The organism is Fundidesulfovibrio agrisoli (assembly GCF_022808715.1).
In the GTDB taxonomy this organism is placed as follows: Bacteria; Desulfobacterota; Desulfovibrionia; order Desulfovibrionales; family Desulfovibrionaceae; genus Fundidesulfovibrio; species Fundidesulfovibrio agrisoli.
This window is the reverse complement of the sequence record NZ_JAKZKX010000006.1, coordinates 153,975-170,522: the sequence shown is the minus strand read 5'-3', so window position 1 is coordinate 170,522 and position 16,548 is coordinate 153,975. Positions and strand designations below refer to the sequence as shown.

Below are 16,548 nucleotides of genomic sequence, written 5' to 3'. Positions count from 1 at the left end.
GTGAGCAGGCGAGCTCCACCCGTACCAAGCAGCGGGCTCACCGCTCCGCCGCTTCCGCCTCCAGCCCCTCCAGGGCGTAGTCCCCGCTCCGGAAGGCCCTGGCCACGCGCCCGGGCATCCCGTCGTCCACCATCACCGCGTCCAGGAGCCTGCTGAACCCCAGGAATCGGCCCAGCATCTCCATCTTGGCGCGCATGGTCTCCCGCGAGCCCTCGGTGAGCACCCCGGTGACCATGTCGCCCTGGCGGGTGGTGAAGAACTCCTCCGCCTGGAGCACCGTCTCCACGAACACGGCGCGCCTCTCGCGCTGCACCCGCGCCGTGCCCCCGCCCTTGAAGCGGAAGCGGATGGAGTTCTCGCGGGAGTTGGCCCCGCATACGGCGTCGATCATCACGAAGTGGTAGTCCACGCGGGCGTTGAGGTTCAAATAGTCCCGGGTGACCAGGGCGTAGTTGGGGTTGCCCACGGGGCGCTCGCCCCCGGGGTCCAGCAGCGCGCGGGACATGAGCCCCGTGACCCCCTGGATGGGCGGAGCCGCGCCCCAGCGCAGCCCCGGCGTGGCCATGCCCGCGCACAAGGCCTTGAGCGGCTCGCAGAGCACGCCCTCCAGCCCGATCTCGGTGGAGCGGCCCGGGGTCAGGCCGCCGCCCAGGTCGATCATCAGGAAGTCGAGCCCCTGGCCGTCGCGGATGCGCCGCACCAGGGCGAAAGCGCCCTCGGCGATGGCGTCGCCGGTCTCGAACAGGGCGATGACCGCCTTCTCGTGGATGAAGCGGACCATGTCGTGCAGGGACTTGCACTCCAGGATGGAGAAGGTGGGGCCGTAGGCGTCGGTGAGGTTGAGCCGCAGCACCAGCTCGCGCACGCCCGAGGAGGCCTGGGGGCTCCTGGCGGGCTCCCGGCGCGGCCTTGGGGGCGCATCGCGCCAGAGGCGTCCGTCCGTGGGCCAGACCGCGCCCGCGTCCGCGTCCGCCAGCACCCAGTCGCCGGGGGACAGGGCCGTGGTGGCGGAGCCGAGCCCGGTTATCATGGGCACGCCCAGCTCCCGCGAGAGGCAGGCTAGGTGGTCCAGGGGGTTGCCCATGTCCACCAGCAGGGCCGCCAGACCTGGCACCAGGGGCGCGGCGTCCACAAGGCTCTGGTGCAGGGCCAGCACCACCGGCCCTTCGAGCCGGGCCGCCTCGGCCAGCTCCCCCCTGGAGCGGGCCACGGCCACCCGTCCGGCCGCCTTGCCCGGCGATGCCCCGAGCCCGCCCTCAAGCAACGCGCCTGGCCGGGCCTCCTGCCGGGCGGAGACGCCCTGGCCGAGCCTGGCCGGGCGGGACTGAAGAATCCAGAGCGCGCCCTCGTGGTCCATGGCCCATTCGATGTCCCTGGGGCCGCCGCCCAGGGCCTCCATGCGCAGGGCCATGTCGCGCAGCAGGCCGATGCGCCCGAAATCGAGCACGGGCTCATGGCGCTGGCCTTCGGGAACCTCCTCCAGGACGAGGCCGCCCTCCTCGCGGGGCACCTCGCGCACGGTCTTGGCCGCGATCTCCGCGGGGGTGTTGGCCGCGTCCGGCGGCTCGGGGCCGCGCGAGGGGCGGTAGATGTCCGCCGGGGCGCGGCCCGAGACGGCCTGCGTGCCCAGGCCCGGCACGGCGGTGAGCAGCATGCGCCCGCCTTCGGCGTCCATGGGGTCCACGCTGAAGAGCACGCCCGAGGCCTTGGCGGGCACCATGCGCTGGCAGAGCACGGCCATGTCCACGGCCTGGAGCCCCACCCCGGCCCGGTGCCGGTAGGCCAAGGCCCTCGGCGAGTAGGCGCTGGCCAGCACGGCCTTGAAGGCATCCAGAAAGGCCGCCGGTGTCCGCACGTTGAGCACGCTGGCGTACTGCCCGGCGTAGGAGTGCTCGCCGCCGTCCTCGCCGGAGGCGCTGCTGCGCACGGAGATCGCCAGCGGCCCGCCCCCGGCCAGGTGCTCCCAGGCGGCCTCAAGCTGCGCTGCGAAATCGTCCGTGGGCTCGGAGGCGGCGATCATGCCCTGGGCCTGGGCAGCCAGGGCTTCCAGGTCCGCATCCGGCCGGGCGGCGTCCGCGGCCAGGGCGGCCAGCCGCTTGTCCAGCCGGGCCTGGCGCAGATACTCCCGGCAGGCCCGCCGGGTGATGACCAGGCCGCCCGGCACGGGCAGCCCGGCCCGAATGAGCGCCCCTAGTGGCTGGGCCTTGCCTCCGGCCTGCTCGCGCATGTCCGCGCCCACCTCGGCCAGGGGCAGCCAGACCGCGCCCCGCGCGCTGCGGCCGCGCTCCAGGGCCTCGTCCAGGCTGGCGCGCAAAGCTTCCAGGCGGGAATACAGCCCGGCGTAGGCGTTGCCCGTGAGGCGGTTGAGCCCGTCGGCCAGTTCCAGCACGATCTCGCACAGGTCCGCCGCCCTGGCCTCCATGACCGAGCGTTCGTTCTCCAGCAGGAGGCGGTCCACGTCGGCCATGGCCTCCAGGGCGCGCTCGTTGTCGGCCAGCAGGATGCGGAACATGTGGTAGCGGGCCTTGACCGAGCGCAGGGCCTCGCCCTTGCGCCGCTCCCTGCGCTTGCGCCAGCCTTCGGCCAGGCGGGAGAACAGCCCGGCCATCAGCCCGCCTCCGTGAGCCCGGAGGCTTCCAGGAACCGGCGGGTGAATTCGGCCACGTGGGCCTCGGAGGTCAGCTCCACGTCCAGTTGCCGGGTGTAGGCCGTGAGCGCGCCCAGGAAGCGCAGCGTGTCCAGGGCGTCGGCGGATTCCATGAGCTTCTTCTTGCCCACCACCAGGTCCCCCTTGCGCGTGGCCCTGAAGCCCAGGCGCTCCAGCACACCCAGGATCAGGTCCGCCCGCCTGGCCCGACGGTCGCCGTCGGCGAAGCCCCCGGCGAAGCGGAAATACACGAAGTTGTGCTCAGGCCGGGGCGACACCAGGGCGTCCACCACGCTGAAGTGGTAGCCCAGGCGCAGGGTGATGTTGGCGTAGTCCCTGGAGGCCACGGCCAGGTTGAGCCCCGCGCTGCCCGCCGGGGCCGACAAGGCCTGGGAGGTGCGCCCCATGCCCGAGATGATGTCCCCCAGGGAGAGGCTGGCCGGGGCCTGGCGGCGGGCGTCCTTGAGCAGCAGGCCCTCCAGGAAGGCGCGCAGGGGCAGGCTGGCCACGTCCGCCAGCCGGACGCCCCCCCTGCCCTCGTCCAGGCCGCCGCCCACGTCCACCACGCTCAGGGGGAAGGGTGATTCGTCCTCAAGGCGGCGGGCCGCGCCCATGCCCTCGCGCTGCCCGGCGTCGATGTGCAGCAGCAGGTCCACGGCCTTCTCGTGGGCGAAATGGATGATGTCGTGGCAGGTGCGGCAGTGCGCGGCGTCGAAGTCGGCGGCCTGGGGGTCCACCAGGTTCAGGGGCCGGATGTGGCGCAGGAGCCTTCGCAGCACCAGGTATTCCGGCTCGGCCCCGGAGGCCTGCCCCTGCAGGGCGCTCTGGCGCAGCAGGGCCTCGGCCACGCCGCGATAGACCGCGCCCTGGTCCGCGTCCACGGTGACCAGCGCACCGGGCTCCAGCTCCGTGGCCCCCTTGAGCCCGAACAGCGCCGGGACGCGGTTCTCACGCGCCACGGTGGCCAGGTGGCTGGCCGGGGTGCCCACCTCGGCCAGGAGCGCGCCCAGCCTGGGCACGATGCGCGACAGCGCCGGGGTGGCGCTGCGGGCCGCGCCCACCGCCCCCAGGGGCACCGAATCAGGAAGGGTCTCGTCGCCGATGAGCACCACCGGACCGGCGCCCACGCCGCCGCAGGCGATTTGCCCGCCGTCCAGGAGCACGTCGGCCTCCGTGGGAAATTCGAGTTCCTCGCCCGCCTCCCCTTCGGCCCCCTCACCCTCCGCCCAGTCCGGGAAGGCCGTGGAGGCGGGCTCAAGCCCGGTGAGGCGCAGCTCGCCGCCGGGAGTCAGGGCCCAGTCCAGCACGCAGGGGCCGCCCAGGGCGCGCTCGGCGGCCAGGCCCAGCTCCGCCAGCAGGGCTCCCTGCGCCGGGAGCAGCCAGGCCGAGCCGCGCAGCCGCCTGCCCACGGCCGGGGCCAGAGCTTTTCCGCCCGGCAGGGGGCGGTCAAGGGATTTGGGGGCGATGCGGGTGCGCAGGGGCTCGTGCGGGGCCGAGCGGGAGAGCCAGGCCCTGTCCCTTTCAGATGGTTCTCCGGGCGGATGGGCCACCAGGAGCATGGAGGGCGGGAGGTTGGGGTCGAAGGCCAGGGTCTGCAATGTTCCAAGCACTTCGGCCCTGGCTTCGGGGCGCAGGCACACGGCCAGGGACTGTCCGGGGGAGCCATCCTCGATGCGGGAGGCGAACTCCAGCACGGCGGCAGCGGCGGAGGCGGCGTTTTCCGCCCGGGCGGAGCCCACCACCTTGCCCGCCCGGTCCGGCCCGGCCTCCAGCAGGGTCAGCTCCAGGGGGGCGGGGCCGCCCAGGCGCGTGAACAACTCCGAGACGCCCGAGGCCACCTCGGCCAGCACGGCCTCGCGCTCCAGGGGGTCCGGCCCGGCCAGGGCGGCCATCCCGGCAGTGGTCACGGCCAGGCCGTCGGGCGCGGGCAGGCCCATGCGCCCGCCCAGCACGGCCAGGCCCACGTTGCCCAGGCCCACCAGGGGCTCCATCTCCCAGTCGATGGCGGGAAAGGGCAGCACGCGGCTGGCGGCCTGGGGCCCCATGCCGCCGGAGAGCACGTCCTCCAGAGTGTCCTTGATCTCGAGGTAGGCGTCGTAGAGCTCCACCTGGCCCTCATCCGCCATGCCGTTGAGGTGGTAGGCCACGCGGTGGGTCAGGGAGCAGACGTCGCGCACGGCGGTCTCCAGGAAGGCCTTGTCGAACACGTATTCGCCGCCTAGGGCGCGGTCCATCTGGGCCATGCGCTCGAGCACCGCCGTGTTGCACTCCAGGATGCGCTTGAAGGTGCGCAGCAGGAAGCGCGCGGAGCCTGGCTCCATCGCCGCGCCGTGACTGCCTTCCGTCTTGCCCATGCTCCTCCCCCGCCCCTCGGAAACCGCTACCTGCCTTCCCCCAGCCCCTTTTCCTTCTCGATGCGCTTCACGCCGTCGAGGATCTCGGCCAGCTTGAAGGGCTTGGCCACGAAGTCGAACACGCCCTTGCGGAAGGATTCGCGCGCGGTCTCCATGGTGGCGAACCCGGTGATGACGATGACGCCCGTCTCCGGGTGCAGGGCCTTGACCTTGCCCAGGAAGGCCAGGCCGTCCAGGCCCTCCATCTTGAGGTCGGTGATGACCACGTCGAAGTTGCGGCGGGTGACGCACTCCAGGGCCTCGGCCGGGTTGGTGAAGGCCTCCACCTCGTAGCCCGCCTTCTGGAAGAAGGGCTTGAGGCGCTTGCAGACGATGGGCTCGTCGTCGAGCACGAGGATGCTCGTCCTGCGCCTGGGGCTGGCTTCCGGCGCGTGCGTATCGGTGTCGTCGGTCATTCTTTGGCCTCCCTCAGTGCGGCGAGTCTTTGCAGGAATTCATCGGCCCGCATCCGGCAGGCCTCGTCCGAGTCCATCAGGGCGTCGAGCTGGCGCGTATAGCCTATCAGTGCGCCAAGCATGAACATCTTGTCCAGCATGGCCCGGGTGGGGTGCTTCTTGACCCGCCCGGTGACCATGTCGCCCTTGGTCTCCACCTTGAAGTCGAACTGCTCCAGGATGGCGCTCACCAGCCTGGCCCGGCGGGAGCGGCGGGTCAGGTCCGTGACGCCGCCCATGAAGCGGAAGAAGACGGCGTTGTCGTTGATGGAGCCGCCCAGGTAGGCGTCCACCACGGTGAAGTGGTAGCCCAGGCGCAGGTGCAGGTTCAGGTACTCCCTGGAGACCACGGCCAGGTTGCGGCCCATCTTGGCCGGGTGGGACTGGTCCGCCGAGAAGGTCCTGGTCACGCTGGACATGAAGGAGCCGATGTCCACGGGCACAGGCCTGGTCTCCCACATGCCCTGGGCGTTCATGCCCTCCATCAGGGCGCGCAGGGGACGGCAGCGCAGCTGCTCCTCGCCCACCTCGTCGCCCGCGCCGGGCTCCAGGCCGCCCTCCACGTCGATGACGGTCAGGCCCAGGGGCAGCTTTGTGGCCAGCCTGCGGGGCGCGCCCTCGGTGATCTCCTGGTGGGTCTCCGCCAGGGAGATGAGCTTGTCCACGGCGCGCTGGTGCACGTAGCGGGCGATGTCGTGGAAGGTCTTGGCGGCCTCGGGCCTGAAGGACTCGGCATTGGGGTCCAGCAGGGTCAGGGGGCTGATGTGGCGCAGCACGCGCTTCAAGGTCCGGTACTCCCAGGACTCCTCGAACACGTCCTCCTTGGAGAGCTCGTAGCGGCACAGGGCCTCCACCGCGCCCTCGTAGACCACCTTGTGGTCGGCATCCAGGGTGATCTCGCGGCCCTGCTCCAGAACGCGGGTGGCGTTGCCCGCGCCCACCAGGGTGGGCACGCGCAGCTCCCGGGCGATGGTGGCCATGTGCCCGGTGGCCGAGCCCACGTCCGTGATGATGCCCCGGCAGCGGGGCATGATCCGGGCGAAGCGCGGGGAGGAGTGGCGGGCCACCAGGATGGCCCCGTAGGGGAAGCCGTCCAGGTTTTCCTCCGGCCCCACCAGCTGCACCCTGCCCGAGGACACCCCGCCCATGGCGGTGATGCCCTTGCCGGAGAAGACCACCGGGGCGTCCTTGGCGGCCTCGGAAACGTCATCCTCCAGGGAGCAGGTGCGCGGGCGGATGGAGAGGGGCCTGGCCTGGAGCACCACCAGCCCGCCCTCGCGGGTGAAGGCCCACTCCACGTCCAGGGGACGGCGGAAGAAGCGCTCCAGGGTCATGGCCGCCTCGGCCAGCTGGAACAGGCGGGCGCCGTCAAGGCAGGCGGCGTTGCGCAGCTCCTCGGGCACGGGTTCGGTGCGGGTGCCCCCGGCCGGGTCCAGCACCAGGCGGGTGGTCTTGGCGCTCAACTCCACGGAGACGGGCTCGTGCGGGGGGTCGCGCCGCAGGAAATAGGTGTCGGTCTCGGCGGTGCCGTCCACGATGGGCTTGCCCAGGCCCCAGGCCGCGCTGACCACCATGGGCTGGCCGTGCTCCTCCAGGGGGGCGTAGGTGTAGAGGCCGCCGCTGGTCTCGGCGTCCACCATGCGCACCACGCCCACGGCCATGGCGGGCTCCTCGCAGTTCTGGCCCAAGCCCTGGCCGTGATGGAGGCGGTAGCGCAGGGCCTGCTCGCAGAACAGGCTGGCCAGCACCCGGCGGTAGGCCTCCAGGATGTTCTCCGGGGCCACGCCCAGCACCGTCTCGTACATGCCCGCGAAGCTCGATTCGCTGTCCTCGCCCCAGGCGCTGGAGCGCACCGCCAGCAGGGCGCGTCCGCCGCCGGAGAGCTTGCGCGCGGCCTGCTCCACCGCGCGGGAGAGGCCCTTGGGCAAGGGCATGGCCAGGATGGCCTGGCGCAGCTCTCGCGAGTCCTGCTCCAGCCTGCCGTCCTTGGCCTCGCAGAGGCGCTGGCTGGCTTCGGCGGCGCGCTTGCGCAGCCCCGCGTGCTCCATGGCCTCGAAGTAGGCCCCGGCGGTGATGACGAAGCCCTCGGGCACGGTGAAGCCCAGGATGTTGCCGATGTCCCCCAGGCTGGACATCTTGTTGCCGCCCTCGTCGGCCAGGTCGTGGGTGAGCTCCGAGAGGGGGAGGATGTGGTCCGTGCGAGAGAGAGCCCGGCGGCCGGCCAGCTCTTCGCGGATCTGGTGCTGTACGCGCTCGAAGGCCGTGAACAGGGCCACGTTCTTGCGCTGGCACAGCAGGCTCAGGTCCGAGACGAGCTTGAACACCTGGTCGCCGAGCTTCTCGCAGGAGTCGAGGATGTACTGCCGGTCGAAGACGTAGTCCCCCCCCAGCTTGTCGCCCATGTCTCCGATGAGCTCAAGTATGGCGTTGTTGCGCTCCAGGATGCTCTTGAACTTCTTGAAGAGCACCGTGAAGGGCACGGGCGGCTTTTTGCGCCACCCGGAGAGGAGTTCCTTGATGCCGGGCAGGTCCATGGGTTGCTAGTGCGCCCCCTTGCTCTGGAAGACCAGCCCGATGGCCAGGCCGCCCAGGATGGCGATGATCGAAGCCAGGATGCCGTACCACGCGCCGTGGTTGAAGGCCAGGTCGGCCAGCAGGGCGGGCGCTCCCACCAGGCGGGCGTCCACGGTCTTGGCGGCCTGGGCCTGGATGGTGCCGTCGCGCAGCGCGAAGACCTCCACGGAGTAGCTGCCCGGGGAGAGGCGGGAGGGCACTGCAAGGGTGGCGCTGAAGGCCTGCAGGCCGTCGCGCTTCTCGCCCAGCTTCACCCCGCCGCTGGACTGGCGGAAGAGGCCTTCCTTCTCCTTGAGGGTGACCAGCTCGGGCAGCAGGGAGGCCTTGTCCGCCGTGGCGGGCTCCACGGTGACGGCGTCGGCCAGGCCAGTGAGGCCCAGGCGCGCGCCGTCGAGGCCCAGATCCTTCAGGGGGGCGCTGGCGTCGATCAGGCAGACCTTGGGCACGTTGCCGAAGTGCAGGGTGTTCATGTTCATCCACAGAAGGCCCATGGCCTTGCCCTTCTCCTTCATGCGCAGGTCCTCGGGGGCGCCGGTGAAGCGCAGCACCACCTGCGTGCCCTCGGGCACGCGGCCCTCCACCTGGATGGACGTGCCCTTGTACAGGGTGCCGATCTCGATGCCGGCGGGTTCGGCGGTGAAGTCGATCCCCGCGGCGCGGGAGGCGGCGGGCAGGCACATAAGCAGCGTCAGGATGAGAAATACGGCGCGTTTCATGGCTAATGCCCTCCCACATAGGCCAGCAGAACGTCCGGCCTGGCGATGAGTTCGTAGAGGATCTTGAACATGACCACGAGCACCAGCGAGGCCAGCAGGATCTTGAGCTGGTCGCCGTGCAGCTTCTTGCCGATCTTGGCGCCCACCTGGGCCCCCAGGGAGGAGCCCACCAGCAGGATCAGGGCCAGCACGAAGTCCACCGTGTGGTTGGAGATGGACTGCATCACCGTGACGTTGATGCAGGTGAACAGGATCTGGAACAGGCTGGTGCCCACCACCACGTGCATGGGCATGCGCAGCAGGTAGACCATCACCGGCACCATGATGAAGCCGCCGCCCACGCCCATGATGGCCGAGAGCACGCCCACCAGGCCGCCCAGGAACAGGGGCAGCAGGGGGGACATGCGCACGCCCGAGCGCTTGAACTCCATCTGCCAGGGCAGGCTGGCCGCGAACCTGGCGAACGCGCTGGACTTGACGTGCTTTTCGGGCTCGTTCTTGGCCGGGGCCTTGGCCTTGCGCATGGACTGCAGGCTCTCAATGAACATGTAGCCGCCCACCAGGCCCAGCATGAGCACGTACGTGACGTTGATGAGGAAGTCCGCGTTGCCCATGGCGCGCAGCACCTTGATGATCTCCACGCCCACGGTGCCGCCGAGCACGCCGCCGATCAGCAGCAGGAGGCCCATCTTCACGTCCACGTTGCCCAGGCGCAGGTGCGCCAGCGTCCCGGAGGTGGAGGCCCCCACGATCTGGTTGGAGTCGGAGGCGGCGGCCACCGTGGGCGGAATGCCCATCATGATGAGCAGCGGCGTCATCAGGAAGCCGCCGCCCACGCCGAAGATGCCCGAGAGCAGGCCAACGGCTCCGCCCAGGCCGAACACGGCCGCGATGTTCACGCTGTTGCCCGCGATGGGCAGGTAAAGTTCCATTGGTATGCTCATGCCCCATCCTTCTGTGATTCGTGGTGTCTCTTGGGCGAGACCAGCTCCACGCGGCAGTCCACTCCGTTGAGTATCTTGCCCAGCAGCTCCGCCTCGCGTTCCCCGCCTTCCCCGTCCCCTCCGGCGGCGGCCGCCACCAGCAGGGTCGTCTTGAGTTGTCCCGCCGCGTCGATGAGCTCCCGCTCGTATCGCCCCTCGGTCACGAACAGGTCGACAGTGGCCCCAGCCGCCTTGGCGGACTCGATCTCGGAATCCACCCTGCGCCGCACCGCCCTGCCCTCCGGGGTGTCCTTCCCGGCGGCCGCTTTGGGCCCCGCGCCGCCATCCGGCGGGAACACGACCAGCACGGACACCCTGGCCTGGATGCGCGGGGCCAGGCACAAGGCCCGCACCAGCGCCTCCCAGGAGGGACGTGTCGAATCGATGCCAACGAGGATTCGTTCCATAGTGTTTCCGCATCCTCCCCAAAGCAAGGTTGGGGCCAGAACGGAAGAAACGCTCAACGCGCCGTAATGGATGGATTTATCTGCCGAGGTTCTGACCGTGCGCGCCACCCTGGTTCCAAAATGAAACGGGAAATGCCGGTTGTGCTTGTATCAAATTGGAACATGGCCTAGGGTGGAGCCATCCGGCGGGCTGTGGAGGCGGATCATGGACCAGGTGCAGCGGCTCAAGGTCTTTTTCAATTCCATCAAGGGCAAGATCCTCACCCTTTTCCTGGTGACGTTCTGCGTGGCCTGCGGCCTGACCGCGCTCAACGTCTGGACCCTGGCCGCCGTGAGCGAGCGCCTGCACCTGAGCGAGCGCTACGACGACCTGTTCAACTCCATCCTGGAAGCCCGCCGTTTCGAGAAGAACCTGCTCATCTACGGCGGGGCCGAGAGCCTGCGCGAAGGCTTGCAGTATCTGGACAAGGCCGAGGCAGCCGTGGCCGACCTGGGGGACGACCTGGAGGCGGTGGCCGGGCCGGGCCGCCTGCCCGCGTTCCGCAACGCCCTGCGCCTCTACAGGGAGGAGTTCACCGCCCTGGAGCGCGCCGGCGACCCCGCGCGCGAGAGCGTGCGCGGCACGGGCAAGCTCCTGGTGGACATGGCCGAGGAGCTCATCCGCACCAAGCGCGACCGCATCAACAAGACCATCTTCCGGGTATCGCTCCTGCCGTTCGCCTACCTGGGCGTGTTCCTGGTGTTCATGGCCATCCTCATCAAGGTCATCGCGGAGAGCCTGCTCAAGCCCCTGGGCCTGATCGGCCAGATCACCGCGCGGGTGGCCAAGGGCGACTTCAGCCCCGTGGACGGCGGGGGCGGGCACATCGTGGAGGTCTCGGGCCTGCTGGAGGCGCTCAACCGCATGGCCATGGAGCTCACCGCCAACCAGGAGGACCTGCTCCAGGCCCGCAAGATCGCCGCCCTGGGCACGCTCACCGCGGGCATCGCCCACGAGATCAACAACCCGCTCAACAACATCGTGCTCTCCGCCGAGACCCTGCTGGAGACCAACGGCGAGGCCCTGGACGACGACGGCCGCGAGGCCGCGCAGGACATCCTGGCCCAGGCCGAGCGCGCGGGCGAGATCGTGCGCAACCTGCTGGACTTCTCCCGCACGGAGAAGGCCAAGTTCAGCCCCCTGGCCCCTGAGGTGGTGGTCAAGAGCTCGCTGGCCCTGCTCAAGAACCAGATCATGATCTCCGGGCTGACCATGAACGTGGACGTGCCCCCCGGCCTGGACAAGGTGGCCGGGAGCCTGCGCCACCTGCAGCAGGTCTTCCTGAACCTGCTGCTCAACGCCGTGCACGCCACCCCGGCGGGCGGGCGCATCGACGTCTCAGGGCGCGACGCCAGCGACTTCGTCTGCTTCATCGTGCGCGACACGGGCAAGGGCATCAGCCAGGAGGACATGCAGCACATCTTCGAGCCCTTCTTCACCACCAAGGAGGTGGGCAAGGGCACCGGCCTGGGCCTGGCCGTGACCTACTCCATCGTCAAGCGCCACGGCGGGCGCATCGAGGTGGAGAGCGAGCCCGGCGAGGGCACGGCCTTCTACGTGTACCTGCCCAAGGCCCCCAAGCCCGCCGCCGGGATCGAGGAAGGGGACGAGGAGGCCGCGAGATGAGCTGCAGGATCGCCGTGATCGACGACGAGGCCGTGGCCCGCAAACGCCTGGGCGACGCCCTGACCCGCGACGGCCACGAGGTGGAGGGCTTCGCGGACGCCGAAACCTTCCTGGCGCGCGCCGCCGAGGCCCCCTTCGACCTGGCCCTTTTGGACATGGTGCTGCCCGGCCTCTCCGGCCTGGAGGCCCTTGCCCGGGTGAAGGCCTCCGGCGCGGACACGGAAATCATCCTGGTCACAGGGCACGGCGGGCTGGATACGGCCATCGAGGCCATCAAGCTGGGGGCCTTCCACTACGTGCCCAAGCCCGTGAAGCTGGCCGAGGTGCGCAGCCTGGTGGGCCGCGCCTGCGAGAAGGCGGCCCTTGGCCGCGAAAACAGGGAGCTGCGCCGGGCCCTGCGCGAGGAGACCGGCCTCGAATCCATGATCGGGGCCAGCGCCTCCATGCGGGAGGTCTTCGAGCTCATCCGCAAGATCGCGCCCGTGGGCTGCAACGTGCTGGTGCAGGGGGCCAGCGGCACGGGCAAGGCCCTGGTGGCCCGGGCCATCCACCGTCTTTCTCCACGCAAGGACCAGCCCTTCGTCTCCTTCAACTGCGGCGGCTTCACGGAGGAGCTCATCTCAAGCGAGCTCTTCGGCTACGAGAAGGGAGCCTTCACCGGGGCCATGGCCACGCGCATCGGCCTGCTTGAGTCCGCCGGGGGCGGCACCGTGTTCCTGGACGAAATCGGCGAGATGCCCATGAGCATGCAGGTCAAGCTGCTGCACGTCATCCAGGAGCGGCGCATCCTGCGGGTGGGCGGCACCCGGCCCATCGACCTGGACATCCGCGTCATCGCCGCCACCAACCGCGACCTCAAGCAGGAGGTGGCAAAAGGCCTCTTCCGGGAGGACCTCTACTACCGCCTCAACGTGGTGGGCATCACCCTGCCCCGCCTGGCCGAGCGCCGGGAGGACATCCCCCTGCTGACCCGGCACTTCCTGGACAAGTACGGCCTGCTCTTCCACAAGAACGTACGCGACATCCGGCCCCAGGCCCTGCAGATCCTCATGAACTACGACTTCCCCGGCAACGTGCGGGAGCTTGAGAACATCGTGGAGCGGGCCGTGGCCCTGTGCGAGGGGGAGGCGGTCACCGTGGCCGACCTGCCGCAGGACCTGCGCCAGATGGACTTCGACTCCGTGGAGGGCGAGCGCATGCAGAGCCTGGAGGAGATGGAGCGCCGCCACATCGCGCGGGTGCTGGAGCGCACCGGGCGCAACAAGGGCCTGGCCGCCCAGATACTGGACATCCCGCGCACCACGCTCTGGCGCAAGCTCAAGCAGTTCAAGCTGGATTGAGGGCCAGTCCGGGTTGTTCCAAATTGGAACATTCCTTGTGGAGCCTCCGGCGACGCCCCGGCAGTGGTTGGAAAATTATCTCAATATCGCGGCATGTTGCATGCTCGCGCCCGGCGTCGTTCTCCGGCCAGGCCGTGGCATGCATCTTGATATCCTCCCGCCATGAGCGAGAACACCCCCACTCCCGGCCCATCTGCAACGGACCATGACGACTCCGGCGACACCCACCCCCTGAGCGGCCTGCCCGACTGGTTCACCAAGCGGGAGGTCATCCCCCTGGACGATCAGCTCGCCCTGGTGGTCTGCCACAAGGACATGCGCCGCATCGTCGCGCTCTGCCGCGAGGTGGCGGCCTCGGGCCAGCCCGTGCTGCTCACCGGGGAGACCGGCGTGGGCAAGAGCCTGCTGGCCCGCTTCATCCACGTGGAGCGCGACCCCTACGCCCCCTTCGCGACCATGACCACGGCCGGGCTGGAGGCGGCGGCGCTCATGCCCGCCATCTTCGGCGACAGGCACGCCCCGCAGCCCAAGCCGCCGCTCGTCGCGGAGGCCGCCGGGGGCACCCTGGTGCTGGAGGAAATGGGGGATCTGCCCCGCGCCGTGCAGCGCGCCGTGATGCGGGCCTGGGATCAAATGGAAGGACGCGCCCCCGCCGGGGAGGAATACCCGGCCCTGCCCGCCCAGTGGATCTGCACCACCAACCAGCCCCTGCGCGCCCTCGAAGCGCCGGGGGCCATGGAGCCGGGCTTCCTGGAGCGCTTCAGGCGCGTGCACGTGCCGCCCCTGCGCGAGCGCAAGCAGGACATTCCGGCCATCGTGGCCTATTTCTCGCGCCTGAAAGCCTCGCGCGAGGCCTCGCTGGAGAGCCTGGAGGCCCTGTCCCGGCGGCTCAAGCGCCACACATTCCCGGGCAACGTGCGGGAGCTGGAGTCCCTCGTCTCGCTTGAGGCCGGCGGCCTGGACTGGCAGTGGCGCATCGACGGCCCCAACCGGGGTTTCTTCCTGGGCGCGGGCGCGCCCTCGGCCAAGCGCAGGCGCTGAACCGGCCCGCGGCCTCGCGCCCGACCCGCCAAAGTGGCGTCCGCGAACACGTGCCTACGCGCAGGGCGCGCAACTCATCGGAATCGCGCCCCTAGAGCTTGCAGCTCATCTGCTCGTAGGCCGTGATGTAGTCGCAGTAGAGCTTGGGCGTCCTGTCCAGGAAAAAGACCACGCAGATCATCAGCATGGTGCTGCCCAGCAGGAACAGCGGCCCGAAGATCCAGAAGATCAGCGGCACCAGGTAGTAGAAAGCCAGCATCCCGTTGTGGAAATGCCGGGCCGCGCGGTTGAGCTGCATGGCCACGAAGGTCAGCGACGTGCTGTAGTTGCCGTCCGCGCAGGGCACGTTGATCATGAAGCCCACGTGGTTGTAGAGCCGGATGGAGGAGGAGAAGCTGAAGAAGGCGATGAACAGGTTGATGAGCAGCACCAGCAGCTTGAGCGCCAGGGTGTTCTTCTGGGTGGAGCCCAGGATGTTCAGGGCGTGCCAGGTCTGGCCCAGGTTGTCGGCCTGGCCCGTGAGGCTGAGCACCCCCACCGAGAGCAGGATGGCCGTGGAGGCCAGGAAGGTTCCCGCCATGGTGGCGTTGCGCAGGGTCTGCACGGCCAGGATGTCGTTCTTCTCCTCCATGATCTGCACCACCCAGGCCCGCCGGGCCAGGTTGGTCGCGCCCTGGATGGTGTAGATGGGGTCGGTCTTGAGCTTCCACCAGATGAACACGTTGTAGCACGTGAACATCAGGATGGAGAGGCCCAGGCACAGCAGGTCCAGCACATGGGGGGATAGTCCTTCGATCATCTCGTCACCCTTCCTCGGCTTTGATGCGGCCCCGGCTGCCCCCGGGAGGGGCCTCAGAATATCCTGGCGGCCAGCCCCAGCGCGTCGGCCGCCTCCACGATCTCCCCTCGCTTGAAGGAGGCCACCACCAGGATGTCCGGCTCGGCCTCGCGCAGCGCCCCCGGCTCCCGCACGGTGAGCCCGTCCACCGCGCTCCCGGCCTTGGCGGGGTCGGCGTCGGCCAGCACGAAGCGGACCTCGCCGCCCAGCGCCCGCACCAGGGGCGAGACGTATTTCGCGTAATACCCCGAAACGCCCCACACCGCCACGGTCCCCGCTCCCCGGAAGAAGGCCCGGGCCGCCCTCAGGGCCGTGTCATGGCAGCCCAGGTCCACTGCCAGGGTGTGCAGGTGGCGCACATAGCCCGCGTTGTAGTCCCTCCAGGTGGCGCCCAGTTCCTCCAGCCCGTCCACGAAGTCCCTGCGCAGGCATTTGAGCACGTAGCCGGGCTTGCTCTCCCGCAGGTGGCGCATGGAGGCCGCGAACACGTGCAGCCTGTCCAGCAGGGTGATCTGCCGCAGGCACTCCGGCGAGAAGTAGGACTGGAAGAAACGCTTGGCCACGTACCGGGGCGTGAGCGGCCAGGTGACGGAGGCCGAGCCCTTGCCCGTGAAGCTCTCCTGCGCGCGCAGCTCGTCGATGACGATCTCGTAGGCCGGGAAGTAGTAAAGGGGCCGGCCCGGATTGGCCTTGAGCAGCATGTCCACCGCCACGCGCAGCGTGGCCTTGGAGACGCAGTTCTCCACGTAGGGCGAATCCGTGAAGCGGGCCATGCAGGAGTCGTCCCGGGTGTCGAAGTCGAACTGGGGGTGGAACATGTAGCGCTGCGGCGAGATGGTGAAGAACATCGCCGGGAGCGAGCCGCCCCTGAGTTCTCTGACGCGCTCCACCAGGGCCTGGAGGTGGCCAAGCTCCTCGTCGACGCTGTGGCGGGTCACGTCGTAGAGTTCGGCGGGCATGCCCGAGACCCTGTTCACGCACTGGCCCGTGGCCTTGAGCCGCACCACGTTGGCGATGCCCAGGGTCACGATCATGTGGGTGCACTTGCGGATGTTGGCAAGCAGCTGGGCGTCCAGCCAGGCCAGGCGCTCCTCCAGGGCGGCCTTGTCCCCGTGGAAGCGGTCCAGGAAGTGGTAGCCCAGCGGGCGCAGGCCCCCCAGCTCGTCCTCGTAGGCGTGGAGTTCATCGTCAGCGAGGCCCCGGTGCCCCCCGGCCAGCCTGTCCAGCATGTGGAGTATGCTCTCCGCGCTGAAATGCTTGCAGGTCTCGGTGCGGAAGTAGCTGTTCACGCCGTAGAGGCGGAACACGTCCTCCACATGGGCCGCGAAGCAGGAGCCCAGGTTGCAGAACACGGCGGAAGGGGAGTCCACGAGGCCGCAGCCGGGAACGTCGATGGTGAAGGACCGGCTGACCTGGGGATTCCCCAGCGGCCCGTATGCGTTGTAGATTTCAAATTCTTCGGACATGGGCCACCTTTCGGGATCCAAG

The 16,548-nt window shown here is 69.6% G+C and carries 12 protein-coding genes; 3 read left to right on the top strand and 9 right to left on the bottom strand.

Going from position 1 to position 16,548, the window contains the following annotated elements; genetic code table 11:
* Positions 1-37: 37 nt before the first annotated feature.
* Genes MLE27_RS06725 through MLE27_RS06695 form a run of 7 tightly spaced genes read right to left on the bottom strand, consistent with a single transcriptional unit; the run spans position 38 to position 10,175 of the window.
* Entirely contained in the window at positions 38-2,608 is a 2,571-nt protein-coding gene (locus MLE27_RS06725; protein WP_243311290.1) for a PEP/pyruvate-binding domain-containing protein, read from the bottom strand.
* Positions 2,608-5,001, bottom strand: coding sequence for a PEP-utilizing enzyme (locus MLE27_RS06720; protein WP_243311289.1), 2,394 nt, complete (start codon positions 4,999-5,001; stop codon positions 2,608-2,610). Before MLE27_RS06720 ends, MLE27_RS06725 begins: the two co-directional genes overlap by 1 nt.
* A 26-nt stretch (positions 5,002-5,027) precedes the next feature.
* Positions 5,028-5,456 carry a response regulator gene (locus MLE27_RS06715; RefSeq protein ID WP_243311288.1) on the bottom strand — a complete coding sequence of 143 codons (429 nt, stop codon included), beginning with the start codon at positions 5,454-5,456 and terminating at the stop codon, positions 5,028-5,030.
* Positions 5,453-8,029: a PEP/pyruvate-binding domain-containing protein gene (locus tag MLE27_RS06710; protein ID WP_243311287.1), complete on the bottom strand. Its 2,577-nt coding sequence runs from the start codon at positions 8,027-8,029 to the stop codon at positions 5,453-5,455. Before MLE27_RS06710 ends, MLE27_RS06715 begins: the two co-directional genes overlap by 4 nt.
* Before the next feature lie 6 nt (positions 8,030-8,035).
* On the bottom strand, positions 8,036-8,785 hold the full coding sequence (locus MLE27_RS06705) for a TIGR02186 family protein (protein WP_243311286.1): 750 nt from the start codon (positions 8,783-8,785) through the stop codon (positions 8,036-8,038).
* Between the two features lie 2 nt (positions 8,786-8,787).
* Positions 8,788-9,729, bottom strand: a complete 942-nt coding sequence (locus MLE27_RS06700; protein WP_243311285.1) for a sulfite exporter TauE/SafE family protein — start codon at positions 9,727-9,729, stop codon at positions 8,788-8,790.
* On the bottom strand, positions 9,726-10,175 hold the full coding sequence (locus MLE27_RS06695) for a universal stress protein (protein ID WP_243311284.1): 450 nt from the start codon (positions 10,173-10,175) through the stop codon (positions 9,726-9,728). Before MLE27_RS06695 ends, MLE27_RS06700 begins: the two co-directional genes overlap by 4 nt.
* 205 nt (positions 10,176-10,380) lie before the next feature.
* Here MLE27_RS06695 and MLE27_RS06690 point away from each other — a divergent pair, with 205 nt between their 5' ends.
* From MLE27_RS06690 to MLE27_RS06680, 3 genes are all read left to right on the top strand, one after another.
* Positions 10,381-11,841, top strand: a complete 1,461-nt coding sequence (locus MLE27_RS06690; RefSeq protein WP_243311283.1) for a sensor histidine kinase — start codon at positions 10,381-10,383, stop codon at positions 11,839-11,841.
* Positions 11,838-13,181, top strand: a complete 1,344-nt coding sequence (locus MLE27_RS06685) for a sigma-54-dependent transcriptional regulator (protein ID WP_243311282.1) — start codon at positions 11,838-11,840, stop codon at positions 13,179-13,181. The genes MLE27_RS06690 and MLE27_RS06685 overlap by 4 nt, the downstream gene beginning before the upstream one ends.
* Before the next feature lie 162 nt (positions 13,182-13,343).
* Positions 13,344-14,222, top strand: a complete 879-nt coding sequence (locus MLE27_RS06680) for a sigma 54-interacting transcriptional regulator (protein ID WP_243311281.1) — start codon at positions 13,344-13,346, stop codon at positions 14,220-14,222.
* A 91-nt stretch (positions 14,223-14,313) separates the two neighbouring features.
* Here MLE27_RS06680 and MLE27_RS06675 read toward each other — a convergent pair whose 3' ends face one another.
* Entirely contained in the window at positions 14,314-15,021 is a 708-nt protein-coding gene (locus tag MLE27_RS06675; RefSeq protein ID WP_243311280.1) for a DUF599 domain-containing protein, read from the bottom strand.
* A gap of 53 nt (positions 15,022-15,074) precedes the next feature.
* The gene (locus MLE27_RS06670) at positions 15,075-16,526 is read right to left on the bottom strand and encodes a GSCFA domain-containing protein (protein ID WP_243311279.1); all 1,452 of its coding nucleotides are present in this window, start codon (positions 16,524-16,526) and stop codon (positions 15,075-15,077) included.
* Between the last annotated feature and the right edge of the window lie 22 nt (positions 16,527-16,548).